The organism is Shewanella sp. 10N.286.52.C2 (genome assembly GCF_002874545.1).
Taxonomy (GTDB): Bacteria; Pseudomonadota; Gammaproteobacteria; order Enterobacterales; family Shewanellaceae; genus Shewanella.
In genome coordinates, this window is record NZ_MCTV01000003.1 from 96,942 (window position 1) to 110,577 (window position 13,636).

11 protein-coding genes are annotated in these 13,636 nt (G+C 44.4%); 3 read left to right on the forward strand and 8 right to left on the reverse strand.

What is annotated here, in order from left to right; all coding sequences use genetic code 11:
• Positions 1-25: 25 nt before the first annotated feature.
• Positions 26-1,129: a phosphoribosylaminoimidazolesuccinocarboxamide synthase gene (locus BCU94_RS01900; protein ID WP_102475470.1), complete on the reverse strand. Its 1,104-nt coding sequence runs from the start codon at positions 1,127-1,129 to the stop codon at positions 26-28.
• Between the two features lie 269 nt (positions 1,130-1,398).
• On the opposite strand from BCU94_RS01900, the gene BCU94_RS01905 reads away from it, so the two are divergent.
• Positions 1,399-2,334, forward strand: coding sequence for a DMT family transporter (locus tag BCU94_RS01905; RefSeq protein ID WP_102475503.1), 936 nt, complete (start codon positions 1,399-1,401; stop codon positions 2,332-2,334).
• Between the two features lie 132 nt (positions 2,335-2,466).
• Here the strand turns inward: BCU94_RS01905 and BCU94_RS01910 are convergent, their stop codons facing one another.
• From BCU94_RS01910 to uvrA, 3 genes are all read right to left on the reverse strand, one after another.
• Positions 2,467-4,296 (reverse strand): DEAD/DEAH box helicase, encoded by a 1,830-nt coding sequence (locus tag BCU94_RS01910; protein WP_102439978.1) that lies wholly within the window; start codon positions 4,294-4,296, stop codon positions 2,467-2,469.
• Between the two features lie 325 nt (positions 4,297-4,621).
• Entirely contained in the window at positions 4,622-5,662 is a 1,041-nt protein-coding gene (locus BCU94_RS01915) for a M20/M25/M40 family metallo-hydrolase (protein WP_102475471.1), read from the reverse strand.
• A gap of 89 nt (positions 5,663-5,751) precedes the next feature.
• A complete protein-coding gene (gene uvrA / locus BCU94_RS01920; RefSeq protein ID WP_102439976.1) occupies positions 5,752-8,670 on the reverse strand; it encodes an excinuclease ABC subunit UvrA in 2,919 nt (972 codons plus the stop codon).
• Between the two features lie 340 nt (positions 8,671-9,010).
• Between uvrA and BCU94_RS01925 the strand changes: the two genes are divergently transcribed.
• Both BCU94_RS01925 and BCU94_RS01930 read left to right on the forward strand, forming a co-directional pair.
• Positions 9,011-10,378, forward strand: coding sequence for an MFS transporter (locus tag BCU94_RS01925; protein ID WP_102475472.1), 1,368 nt, complete (start codon positions 9,011-9,013; stop codon positions 10,376-10,378).
• Positions 10,379-10,443: 65 nt separating this feature from the next.
• Positions 10,444-11,166, forward strand: a complete 723-nt coding sequence (locus tag BCU94_RS01930; protein ID WP_102439974.1) for a single-stranded DNA-binding protein — start codon at positions 10,444-10,446, stop codon at positions 11,164-11,166.
• Positions 11,167-11,297: 131 nt separating this feature from the next.
• Here the strand turns inward: BCU94_RS01930 and BCU94_RS01935 are convergent, their stop codons facing one another.
• The 4 genes from BCU94_RS01935 to BCU94_RS01950 form a co-directional block, all read right to left on the reverse strand.
• Complete coding sequence (locus BCU94_RS01935; protein ID WP_102439578.1) at positions 11,298-11,705, reverse strand: CBS domain-containing protein; 408 nt, start codon at positions 11,703-11,705, stop codon at positions 11,298-11,300.
• On the reverse strand, positions 11,702-12,052 hold the full coding sequence (locus BCU94_RS01940) for a P-II family nitrogen regulator (protein ID WP_076538613.1): 351 nt from the start codon (positions 12,050-12,052) through the stop codon (positions 11,702-11,704). Before BCU94_RS01940 ends, BCU94_RS01935 begins: the two co-directional genes overlap by 4 nt.
• Positions 12,053-12,055: 3 nt before the next feature.
• Entirely contained in the window at positions 12,056-12,829 is a 774-nt protein-coding gene (locus tag BCU94_RS01945) for a DUF1538 domain-containing protein (protein WP_102439577.1), read from the reverse strand.
• A 69-nt stretch (positions 12,830-12,898) separates the two neighbouring features.
• Positions 12,899-13,630 carry a DUF1538 domain-containing protein gene (locus tag BCU94_RS01950; RefSeq protein ID WP_076538618.1) on the reverse strand — a complete coding sequence of 244 codons (732 nt, stop codon included), beginning with the start codon at positions 13,628-13,630 and terminating at the stop codon, positions 12,899-12,901.
• Positions 13,631-13,636: the final 6 nt, after the last annotated feature.

Here is a 13,636-nt window from a genome sequence, read left to right on the forward strand (position 1 = left end):
TTTCGTTTTATGTGTGGATTTAGGATTAGTCGATTAAGTCATATTGCTCGGCTAAAACGTTAATAATATCCGCTTTTGGGTTGTCAGGTAGCGAGATGCTAGTGCCGGTTACCTTTTCTGCCACGCCAGTGTATGTGCGAGAGACATTCATCATCGCATCTAATGGTAAGTCGTTATCACGGGCGAGGGCTTCACGCTCAGGCATTCTATCTTTGTTAAGCAGAATATCGGCATCGTCAAAATGATTGAGCAGAAATTGACGAAAGCCTTCTTTGGAGTTTTCAACAATCTTGCTATCACGATACGCTGCGCCATCCCAAATACGTGACGAGTCTGGTGTGCCCACTTCATCCATGTAAATCAGTTTGGAGTTACCGTCTTTGTCATTGACGTAGCCAAATTCAAATTTAGTATCGACAAACATTTGGTCGTGGGTGGCTAGCGCATCTGAGATGACCTTAAAGCCTTGCTTTAATAATACTTCATATAAGTCGATATCGGCTGGTTTTTCAAAGCCAAAGGCTTGGTAGTTGGCTTCAATATCGGCGCGGCTAATGTTGACATCATCTTGCTCAGGCACACCTGGAATACCGGTTAAAATGCCTTTGGTTGAAGGGGTTATCAATAACTCTGGTAGTTTTTGATCTTTGGTTAACCCTTCAGGCAGTGTGATACCGCAAAATACGCGTTCGCCTTTGGCATAAGCGCGCCACATTGAACCGGTAATGTATTGACGACAAATCGCTTCAACTTTAATTGGACGCGCTTTTTGCACAATCCATACAAATGGGTGTGGGATATCAAGAATATGGCTATCGGCTAAACCATTTTCAGCAAACAACTTAAACCAATGATTAGAGATAGCGTTAAGTGCCGCCCCTTTACCTGGAATGCCCTGTAAATTACCTTCACCATGAAAAATACAATCAAATGCTGAAATGCGATCGCTGATCACCATTATCGCTAATGGGGTATCAGCTGGCACGTTATAGCCTTTATCGGCAATTAAGCGGCGGCTATCAGCCTCAGTTAACCAATATACACTGCGAACTTTACCGCTGTGTACTGGCTTATCGGTTCGGATCGGCAAATCGTTATTGATAGCGAGAACTGAATCAGCAAGACTCATGGCCAGTATTCCTTAAGAAATTGAGTGTAGGGAGATATCCTTTATTGATAAGGATAGTTAGGTATTTTTATGGCGGCTATTTTACCTGTATTAAGGCAGATTTCCATGCTTATCAGGCGGCTAAACTCTTAATCCTGTATAGCGAATACTGAGGCAAATTAAACTCGCTATTCGCCATTGGCTTTATTGGCATAGCTCTTTAGAATGAATTTTCTGCAGCTTTACCATTAAAGAGCGAATATCTTGTGAGCCATACCCGTTTAGGTCTTATGTTTGTCAGCGTTGCCGTTGTGTTTTGGGGGATATTACCCATAGCGCTTAAGTTATCCGGAGGGTTTATTGATCCGGTTACGTTAACTTGGTTTAGGTTTTTAGTGGCCTTTGTGGTGACCTTTATTCTGCTATGGCGCTTTGGTAATTTGAAGCAATTTAGTCAACTGCAGGGGGGTGATTGGCTAAAGCTTGCTGCTGCAGGTATTTTACTGATGCTCAATTACACCTCTTTTGTGTATTCACTGGATTACTTATCACCAGGTACTGCGCAACTTAACTTTCAAACTGCACCGTTCTTTTTAGCCTTTGGTGGCGCACTGTTTTTTAAAGAGCGGCTCACGGCGGTGCAGCTAAGCTGTTTTGCAGCTCTGGCATTAGGGGTGTTGCTGTTCTTTCACCCAAGCCTTGATGTGTCGGCAGAAAATAGCAGTCAAATTCTATTTGGGGTGCTGATTGTGCAGTTTTCAGTGTTGTCGTGGACGAGTTATGCCTTACTGCAAAAGTCATTGTTTACTAAGCTAACACCCAATAATGTGTTGCTATGTATCTATGGCTTAGGGATCCTTGTGATGGCGCCTTTTAGCGAGTTTAGTCACTTTGGGCTTATGGATAGCAGCCATTGGTTGATCGTCGGTTTTTGTGCCATCAATACCTTAATTGCTTATGGCTGTTTTGGTCAGGCGATGAAGTACTGGCCCACGGCGCAAGTGAGTGCCATGCTCGCGCTGACGCCAGTGCTCAGTTTTAGCGTTAACGCTTTAGTGGTGTATTTAGGCTGGTGGCCTGAGGTGTTTAAGGTTGATGTGATTGATCTGTGGTCGCTGCTGGGGATTGTATTGATTGTTGGCGCTGTGTTTACCATGCAACTATGGCCCTTGTATGTGGGCAACAAGCAAAAGCGGCAAGCCCATGTCGAAGGCGAAAGCGTTTAAGACCAAAGCGTTTATCGCAATAACTTTAGCGTTATTAGTGCTTGTAGGATGAGTTTTATTTCAGCCATAAAAAATGGAGCCACAAGGCTCCATTTTTATGCGTTAAACCAACGTTAGTTGGACTGCAAGTATTTACTCGCTGTCACGTGGCTTACGTGGACGGTCGCTACGAGGGCGGTCACTACGTGGACGATCACCACGAGGGCGGTCGCTACGAGGACGGTCACTACGTGGACGACGTGGTGCTTCAGCTGGGAAAGAGGCATCACTCGCTTCACGAATGTTTAATGCTTTACCACAAACACGTACTTTTCTTAAGTGGCCTAGTACATCTTTTGGCATGCCGTCTGGCAAGTCAATTGAAGTAACTTGATCAAATAATTGAATTTGACCAATGAACTGGCTGTCAATGTTTGCTTCGTTAGCGATGGCGCCAACGATATTACCTACACCAACACCGTTATCACGACCTACATCGATTACGTAACGGCACATTTTAACATCAGGCTTATCTTTCAGGCCTTCAGCGCTACCAAAGCTTGTTGGCAATGGACGGCTGCCGCGTGAATCACGACGAGGACGCTCACGACCAGCGTCGCGAGGACCACGATCATCACGGTCACGTGAATCACGTTGACGCTCTTGAATCGCAGGAAGTTGTAATGGACGCTCAGCCTGTACTTGTTGAAGTAATGCTGCTGCGAGTAAGTCAGTGTCAATTTCAAGCTGCTGACATAACTGAGCCACTGCATTTTTCATGAAATCTAAGTCACCGTTAACGGTTTCTTGGATTTGCTCACCTAAGCGTGATAAACGACGCTCAGCAACAGTTTCAGGGCTAGGTACTTTCATTGGCGAGATACGGCTGTTCGTTGCACGTTCGATAGTGCGAAGCATACGCATTTCACGGTTGGTAACGAAAAGAATTGCCATACCTGTACGACCAGCACGACCTGTACGGCCAATACGGTGTACATAAGCTTCTGAATCATATGGGATATCGTAGTTAACTACGTGACCAATACGTTCAACGTCAAGACCACGGGCCGCAACGTCAGTAGCAATTAGGATGTCTAACTTGCCGCGTTTAAGTTGGTCAACAGCACGTTCACGAGCTTGTTGGTTCATATCACCGTGTAATGGTGAAGATGCATAGCCACGCGCTTCAAGTTTTTCAGCAAGTTCAACACAGCTGTTACGGGTACGTACGAAGATGATAATACCTTCAGTATTTTCAACTTCTAAAACACGTACTAACGCTTCAAGTTTGTTGTGTTGTGATACTTGAACATAACGCTGATCAATTGACTCAACAGTAGTATGGCTAGCAGCAATACTAATGTGAACAGGGTTGTTTAAGTGCTTGTTCGCAACGCGCTTGATTTGCTCTGGCATAGTCGCAGAGAAAAGGGCAAGTTGACTGTCTTTTGGTTTGTGCTCAAGAACCCATTCGATATCATCGATGAAGCCCATTTTTAGCATTTCATCAGCTTCATCAAGAACAAGTGCTTGTAGTGCATCAAGTTTAAGAGTGCCACGACGCATGTGGTCCATTACACGACCTGGCGTACCAACAACAACTTGTGGGCCACGACGTAGCGCACTTAATTGTTGATGCATGCTTTGACCACCATAAATAGGTAGTACATGGAAGCCTTTCATGTGTTTAGCGTAGCTACCAAATGCTTCAGCAACCTGAACAGCAAGTTCACGTGTTGGTGCAAGCACTAGGATTTGAGGAGCATTCAGCTTTTGGTCAACATTACTTAGTAAAGGCAGTGCGAAAGCACCTGTTTTACCTGTACCTGTTTGAGCTTGGCCTAAAATATCTTTACCTTCCATTAAAGGATCGATACTAGCAGACTGAATTGGAGTTGGTTTTTCGTAACCTAGATCGTCAAGGGCACGAAGCAAATTCTCGGATAAACCAAGTTCGCGGAAAGTTCTTTCATCGGATGACATTGAGTTGTAGCCTTGTGGATGCGTACGAAGTTATTGGCATTCGTACTAGAGTTTCACAGACAGAAAATCAACCCCGTGTCGATTTCCCGCGTCAAAGGGGCGATATTATAGCAAGCTTTGGCCTCGTTGACTATCTAATTTTAACAAATAACTAAAATTGGCCTGATTATTGTAGCGCTTACTGAGCGATTAACTAAGTAACTTTTGACGTAATTAAATCAGAAACGGTTATTTTATGGCCGTGATTCATTTAATCCATTTTTTTATAGCGGATAAACAGCCTTTTCGCAAATGCAGTTGCAGTAATCGCCTTAGTGCTCAATTTCTAGCGCTTTACAATGATGCGCTGTTTATCCAGTTTAAGTAGCGTGAATGCCGTTTCAGTGACTGCTGCTAAAAAGTTAATATCGATAGTATCTAAGGTGTCTTCAACAGTGTGATATTGCTTATGGGTTGGCACGCCTAAATAGAGCCAAGGAATACCAGCTTTGTGGAACGGGTAATGATCTGATGCTCGCAGCCAATTAATTTTGAGCATACTGCCATCATTTAGCCTTGAACGACTCTGTCTCACACATAGATTATTATAGTCTTGGAGCTGGTGTTTTATCTGCTTAAATTGAGATACATTTTGCTCCCCTTCAATATAAATGGCTTTGGGTCTAGAAGGGTGGCCAATCATGTCTAAGTTTAGCGACATTTCTAGCTGCATATCTGGCAGTGTTAACAGTTGCTGAACTAGCGCGTATGAGCCAAATAACCCCGGCTCTTCAGCATCGGTGGCAACTAGCATTAAGTTAACCGCCGGATCGCCATCTTGCTGCCATTGCTTTGCAATCGCTAACATTGCAGCAATGCCTGAAGCATTATCATCAGCCCCAGCAAAGACTTTACTGCCACGACTGCCTAAATGGTCATAGTGGGCGGTAATAATGCGCCAGCGCTGGGATGCTTGCTTTGATTTAATCGTGGCAATGAGGTTAATACCCTGTTTATCAGCAAAGTTTTGCCGATAAACAAATGGCAGCATAAATTCTTTTTGCCAAGGTGATAACCCCAGTTCAATAAAGCGCGCACTTAGGTATTGGCGGGTTTTTTCTGCACCTATGGTATTGGTTTTACGGCCAGCCAAATCATCACTGGTTAATATGCGAATATCTTCGATGAGTTGATTTTTATCAGCCCATTGACTGGAAGTGTCATTTCCACAGTTTTGCGAAGCGCAGCCGCTTAGCAAAAAACACAATGCCACTGGCGTCAATCTAATCGACACAGTGAAACAGGGTGGTTTTTGAACATGATATTTTTGCAAAAATGATGCTAATACCGAGGATAAATAAGCCAGAGTATTTTGGTAAAATTCCATTTATATCCCTCTGGCTTGATGAGTAAACTAACTCAATGGTGCGCATACCGCAGCAGGTGTATTCTGTGCAATTACTAACAGTGTAATCGCTATTTGGCTTTAGTGGCCTTCTTTGCTGGAGTTTTCTTCACGCTACTTTTATTGGTGACACCTTTATTAGCGACACCTTTTGGGGCCGCAGCCTTCTTGGTCAATAGCGGCTTTAAAAAGCGTGCAGTATGGGAGGTTTTATGTTTTGCCACCTCTTCAGGGGTTCCGCTTGCCAAAATAGTGCCGCCGCCGGAGCCGCCTTCAGGGCCTAGATCCACTAGCCAATCTGCCGTTTTAATCACATCAAGATTATGCTCAATGACCACTATGGTGTTGCCTTTGGCTTTTAAGCGATGCAGTACATCTAGTAGCAGCTGAATATCAGCAAAGTGCAAGCCTGTAGTGGGCTCATCAAGAATGTATAAGGTTTTGCCGGTATCACGTTTGGATAACTCTTTTGCTAACTTCACTCGTTGAGCTTCACCACCGGACAGTGTTGTCGCACTTTGACCTAAACAAATATACGCCAAGCCTACATCCACTAAGGTTTGCAGTTTTCTTGCGATCGCAGGGATTGGATCAAAGAAAACACGCGCTTCTTCAATGGTCATTTGCAGCACTTCGTGAATATTTTTGCCCTTGTATTTAACATCTAAGGTTTCGCGGTTATAGCGTTTACCTTTACAGGAATCACAAGGCACATACACATCTGGTAAAAAGTGCATCTCAACCTTTATTAAGCCATCACCCTGACAGGCTTCACAGCGGCCACCTTTAACGTTAAAAGAGAAGCGACCCGGTAAGTAACCGCGGCTTCGAGACTCTTGAGTTGCAGCAAATAATTCACGAATAGGGGTAAATATGCCGGTGTAAGTAGCAGGATTTGAACGCGGTGTTCGCCCGATTGGGCTTTGATCAATATCAACCACCTTATCGCATTGCTCCATGCCGGTAATGCTTTTATGGGCTGCTGGCTCATCAATGGTAGCGCCGTTTAGCATTCTGTGGGCAATTTTATAAAAGGTGTCGTTAATTAAGGTTGATTTACCCGAACCTGATACCCCAGTAATACAGGTAAATAAACCAATAGGAATGGTTAAGTCGACATTTTTAAGGTTATTACCAGTGGCGCCGCATAGCTCAATGACTTTTTTCGGATCCATTGGGGTGCGTTTATCACTAATGTGGATTTGCTTGGTGCCAGAAATATATTGGCCAGTGACAGACTCTTTACAGTCGAGAATGGCCTGCAGAGGCCCAGAGCAAATGATTTCGCCGCCGTGAACGCCTGCGCCGGGGCCAATATCAATCACATGATCAGCCATGCGAATTGCGTCTTCATCATGCTCAACCACAATCACGGTATTACCGAGATCACGCAGGTGTATTAGCGTTTGCAGTAAACGTTCGTTATCGCGCTGATGCAAGCCAATTGAAGGTTCATCCAGCACGTACATTACGCCCACAAGGCCGGCACCAATTTGACTGGCTAAGCGAATACGCTGGGCTTCACCCCCTGATAAAGTATCTGCTGAGCGGTCTAAGCTTAGGTAGTTAAGACCGACATTGACCAAGAAGCCTAAACGATCGCCAACTTCTTTAAGAATTTTTTCAGCGATCTGCGCTTTTTGCCCTTCGAATTTAATCTCAGTGAAATAGCTCATGGCTTCACCGATGGACCACTGAGTCAGCTGCGGTAAGTTTAACTCGCCAATAAATACGTTACGGGCTTCTTCACGCAAACGCGAGCCGTCACAGCTTTTACAGGATTGGGTATTAATAAACTTTGATAGCTCTTCACGTACCGAATTACTTTCAGTTTCGCGGTAGCGGCGATCCATATTATTGAGGATCCCCTCAAATGGATGATTACGAATAACCACATCACCACGATCGTTAATGTACTTAAAGGCAATGTTTTGCTTACCTGAGCCAGATAGAATAATTTTTTGTACTTTAGCGCTTAACTGCTCAAAGGGGGTTTCGACATCAAATTTATAATGTTCAGCTAAGGAGCTGAGCATTTGAAAGTAATAGAAATTACGTTTATCCCAGCCTCTAATCGCCCCGCCTGCTAATGACAGCTCGCTATTGGCAATCACTCTTTCTGCATCAAAGTACTGCTGCACACCTAAACCATCACAGGTTTGACAAGCGCCAGCGGGATTATTGAATGAGAAAATACGTGGCTCAAGCTCTGCCATGGAGTAGCCACAATATGGACAGGCAAAGTTAGCCGAGAACATCAACTCGTCTGCTTCTCCGGCCATGTCGGCAATAATAGCAATACCGCCTGATAACTCTAACGTCGTTTCAAAAGACTCTGCTAAGCGCTGCTTTAAATCATCACGCACTTTAAAGCGATCAACCACCACTTCAATGGTGTGTTTAACATGTAGCTCAAGGGTTGGCGGATCGGATAAATCACAAACCTCACCGTCAATTCTGGCGCGCACATAACCTTGAGCAGCCAAACTTTCGAGTAATTTTACATGTTCACCTTTACGGGCTTTGACCACGGGAGCTAATAGCATTTGGCGACTGCCTTCAGGCAGTTCCAATACTTTATCTACCATTTGGCTGACCGTTTGCGCGGTTAATGCTTGGCCGTGGGTTGGGCAGCGCGGCTCACCAACACGGGCAAACAGCAGTCTAAGATAATCATAAATCTCAGTGATGGTACCCACGGTTGAGCGTGGATTATGGGATGTGGATTTTTGCTCAATTGAAATTGCAGGACTTAAGCCTTCGATATGATCCACATCAGGCTTTTCCATCAAACTTAAAAACTGGCGCGCATAGGCTGATAGTGACTCAACATAACGGCGCTGGCCTTCGGCATATAAGGTATCAAAGGCTAACGATGACTTACCTGAGCCAGATAAACCTGTGATGACAATAAGTTTGTCTCGGGGGATGGTTAAATCAAAGTTTTTAAGATTGTGGGTTCGTGCACCGCGAATTTCAATGGTATCCATTCATCACTCTAGAGGTTGTTTTAGCTACCTTGTCAAAGTAGCAAAATTTGAGTTAGCTTAGTAAATAGCCGTTAGTGTATCGTTAATTAACTAGCTTATACAGTGTTTTATACAGTGTTGGTGACACTAAATGTACCCAGGGAGCCAGACTAATAGCGGCTGAAACCATAAAAAAACGACTGGGATATAAAACACATTATAACCTGTTTGTTTAACCTTATTAACAAATACGACAAACAGTTGCCTGTTGGTTCATTATTCCTTTTGAGCTAAATTAGAACGCTGTGATAATATGCGCAACTCGCATTTTTCTATAGATACACAATTTAAGGGCAACTGAATGGCCAACAATGGATTATCAGGCATTGAGAAGAAAGTCGCGTTTTCGTTAGCCAGCGTGTTTGGTTTACGAATGATGGGCTTATTCATGATCATGCCCGTATTCGCGCTTTACGGCCAACATTTAGAGGGTTTTTCACCTCTATGGGTGGGTATCGCTATCGGTGCTTATGGCTTGACCCAAGCGGTGTTACAAATTCCCATGGGCATGTTGTCAGATAAATATGGCCGTAAGCCGATTATTTTGGCTGGGCTGGTGGTGTTTGCTATAGGTAGCGTGGTTGCTGCAATGTCAGATCATATTTATGGGGTTGTGCTTGGCCGAGCCATTCAAGGGATGGGTGCTATTGCCGCTGCAGTGTTAGCGCTGGCCGCCGATTTAACCCGCGATGAGCAACGCACTAAAGTGATGGCTATTATTGGCATGTGTATTGGTTTCTCGTTTGCATTGTCATTGCTTGCAGGGCCGATAGTGGCCCAATATGCAGGTTTAGAAGGGCTATTCTTTTTAACCGCTATCTTAGCGGTAGTGGGCATGATCATTGTGCAGGTGTTGGTACCTAACCCAGTCTCACAAGCGCCCAAAGGCGATACTGTTGCTACGCCCACTAAATTAAAGCGTATGTTAATGGACCCGCAACTGTTCAGACTCGATGCAGGGATTTTTATTTTGCATTTAGTGCTTACCGCCGTATTTGTGGCCTTGCCATTAGATTTAGTGGATGCAGGTTTAGTAAAAGAAAAACACTGGATGCTGTATTTCCCTGCCTTTATCGGCGCGTTTTTCTTAATGGTGCCGTTAATTATTATTGGTGTTAAACGTAACAACACTAAAACCATGTTCCAAATATCACTAATGATCATGATGCTGGCATTGGCAGCTATGGGATCTTATGCTGATAACCTCTGGGTATTAAGTGCCGCTGTGGTGTTATTTTTCACTGGTTTTAATTATCTTGAGGCGTCACTGCCTAGTTTAATTGCTAAATTTTGTCCGGTGGGCGATAAAGGCTCAGCTATGGGCGTTTATTCCACTAGCCAATTTTTAGGGGCATTTTGTGGCGGTATGCTAGGTGGCGGAGCTTATCAGCTGGTTGGCGCTGCAGGGGTATTTTATGTGGCACTTGGACTGATGTTTATTTGGTTATTATTAACCATCGGCATGGAAAAACCCGTACTGCTAAAAAGCTATACCCTTGAGGCACAAGTTAAAGATAGAAATCAGGCGAAAGACATGGCAACCCAGCTATCACTGCTATCTGGGGTAGCAGAAGCCATTGTCGTCATGGAAGAGAGAGCAGCTTATTTGAAAGTTGATGATCAATTCGATTTGAGTGAAGCGCGAGCTGTGTTAGGCTCTGTCAATTAGATCGTTTTGATCGCTCAGTTTTGTAATTTAGATTAGATAATAGATAAAATCGCAGGAGATTTTCGATGGCCAGTCGTGGTGTAAATAAAGTAATATTGGTTGGTAATTTAGGTAAAGATCCTGAAGTTCGTTACATGCCAAACGGTAATGCCGTAGCCAACTTTACTGTAGCTACAAGTGAAACTTGGAAAGACCAACAGGGTCAGCAGCAAGAGCGCACCGAGTGGCACAATATCGTCATGTACCGTCGTTTAGCTGAAGTTGCTGGCGAATACCTAAAGAAAGGTTCTAAAGTTTATTTAGAAGGCAAATTGCAAACCAGTAAATGGCAAGATCAGACTACAGGTCAAGATCGCTATAAAACTGAAATCAATGCGATGGAAATGCAAATGCTTGATAGCCGCGGTCAAGGTGGTGGTCAGCAAGGTGGCATGAACCAAGGTTACGGTAACGCGCCGCAACAAAGTGCTCCTCAGCAAGCTCAAGGTGGTTATGGTCAGCAGCAACAAGCTCAAGGTGGTTTCCAACAACCAGCTCAAGCGCAAAAGCCTGCTTACACGCCTAAGCCTCAAGCGCCAGCTCAGCAGCCTGCCCAACAAGCACAAGGTGGCTTCCAACAAGCGCCAGCTCACCAACCTGCACAAGGTGGATATCAGCAAGCTGCTCCTGCGCAGCAGCAAGGTGGTTTTCAACAACCAGCTCCAGCACAGCGCCCAGCGCCAACGCCACAGCCACAAAATACTACACCTGATTTAGGCGGTGATTGGGATGATGATATCCCGTTCTAGATCACGTTAAATGTAAAAGTGTTAAATTAAACACGTATTTTACGAATTATTATGAGGAACCCAGCATTTTTGCTGGGTTTTTTATTGGCTGCGATAGCTATTTAGAGGTGACGAGTCACGATCTTGAGTGATCAACTGGCATTGTTAACCATGCCTTTTAAGACAATATTGTTATAGGTGACAAAGCCAATAATATTGCCTTGTTCAATGACAGGAGCTTTGTTGATCTGGAATTGATCAAATAAGCGGGCGGTATAGCGAATATCCATATCTGGGCATACTGACATCACAGGCTTTATCATGATTTCATAAACATTAACCCGCTCTGGTGACTTATCAGTGGCTAATACTTTTCTGGCAATATCACTGAGTAACAATATGCCGTATTCATCATGCTCATGGCGTTTGTTAATCACTAAAATAGTGACGTTTTTTGCCATCGCAATATTAATGGCTTCACTGACGGTAAGTAGGCCATCAATCATGGCGTAATCATTCATCAAAATATCACGGTTTTTTATTGGCGTTGATGGTTTCATATTTGATCCTTTATATCATCAGTGAGTTTTGCAACTTGGTGAGCAACACCAACGGCATCTTCAACATCAATTTGAATTGCTATTCCTTGACCTGGGTGAGTATTAAAGCCGCCCACCTCACAGATCGTTTCTAAAATATGTCGGCTCATATGCTCTTCAACTAGCCATAAAATGACGTCCCGTTGTACATCTAAGCCTAGCCCCATGAAGGTTTTCTTTTTAGTTAGTCCTTCACCGCGAGCATGGTTAATTACAGTGGCACCTGTGGCACCAGCTTCTCTGGCGGCATCCAGTACCGCTTCAGTACTAATATCATCAACAAAAGCGACAATTAATTTAAATCGCATGGGTTACTCCTTGGCGGATTTTCGTTGGTCAACAAAGGCTACGATTTGGGCGTAGCTCATGACGGCAATGATTGGAAATAAGCTAGCAAAGGCAATTAAGCCAAAACCATCAATAAGGGGATTGCGGCCTTCAACATTAGATGCAAGCCCTAAACCGAGTGCGGCCACGAGGGGCACAGTCACGGTAGAAGTGGTGACGCCGCCGGAATCATAAGCTAAAGGAATAATCGATTTCGGCGCGAAAAATGTTTGAATTACAACTACCACATAGCCAGCCATGATGTAGTAGTGAATCGGATCACCAACCACAATACGAAAACAACCTAGTGAGATCCCAAAAGCGACCCCAATGGCCACAGAAATTCTCAAGCCTTGAATACTAATGGTGCCACCAGAGACTTCATTGGCTTTTATCGCCACCGCAATTAATGACGGCTCAGCAATGGTGGTACTAAAGCCAATGGCAGCTGCAAACACATAAACCCACAGGTAATCTTGCCAAATGAACGGTCCAGCGGAGCCATCAGGGTGCAAAATACTGGGGGAGGTGAGTTGATCCGCTAAGTTTTCACCAATGGGAAATAGCGCTAACTCTAAGCCGACCAGGAAAAAGCTTAAGCCTAAGATCACATACACAAAACCTAAGACCACGGTTTTCCAATTGGCAATGGGACGCTTGAGTACACCCAGTTGAAAGCCAAATAAAATTGTCGCAATTGGCACCACATCACGCATGGTAAGCAGTAAGGTTGCCAATAGCTGGTTAATCCACTCCATAATACTCCTTGTAGGCGCAGCTTTGATTTATTACAACGTCAGCTAAAACAGGGCTGTTGCGGAATGTCATTACAGGATCATCCCGTAAAGCAGTACAAAAATAACTGGGGTTAAACTGGCAAAGGCAATCAGCCCAAAGCCATCAAGCATGGGATTACGTCCTTTAATCACAGTGGCTAAGCCAACGCCGAGAGCCGTTACCAGCGGTACAGTAATGGTTGACGTGGTGACGCCACCAGAGTCATAGGCGATACCAATAATATTCTCAGGGGCAAAGCTGGTGAGCACCATCACTATGATGTAGCCGCCAATGATCAAATAATGAATTGGCCAGCCTTTTACAATGCGAATAACCCCTAATAAAATCGCTAAACCTACTGACACCGCTACGGTTAATCTCAGTCCCATCGCATAGCTGTCCATGGCAGCCTCAGTGGCCTTGATGGCGCCACCATCTGCTGCAACTTGGGCTGCTTCAGCGGCGACAGCGGTTAAGGCGGGTTCTGCTAAGGTGGTGCCAAAACCTAATGAAAAGGAGAAGGTCACCAGCCAGAAGGTACTGCCTTTACGGGCGAGTGCGTGTGCCAATGATTCACCAATGGGGAATAAGCCCATTTCTAAACCAAAGACAAAAAAGGTTAGCCCAAGAACAATAAATACTAAGCCTACAAGAATGGAAAATAAGTTATCGGGTGCTTGTTGGAGGATAAATATTTCAAAGAAACTCACCACGACTATGATGGGAATAAGATCTTTAAAACTGCCGAGCATGGATTGTAAAAGCTTAACTAACCCTGTCATTCCTTC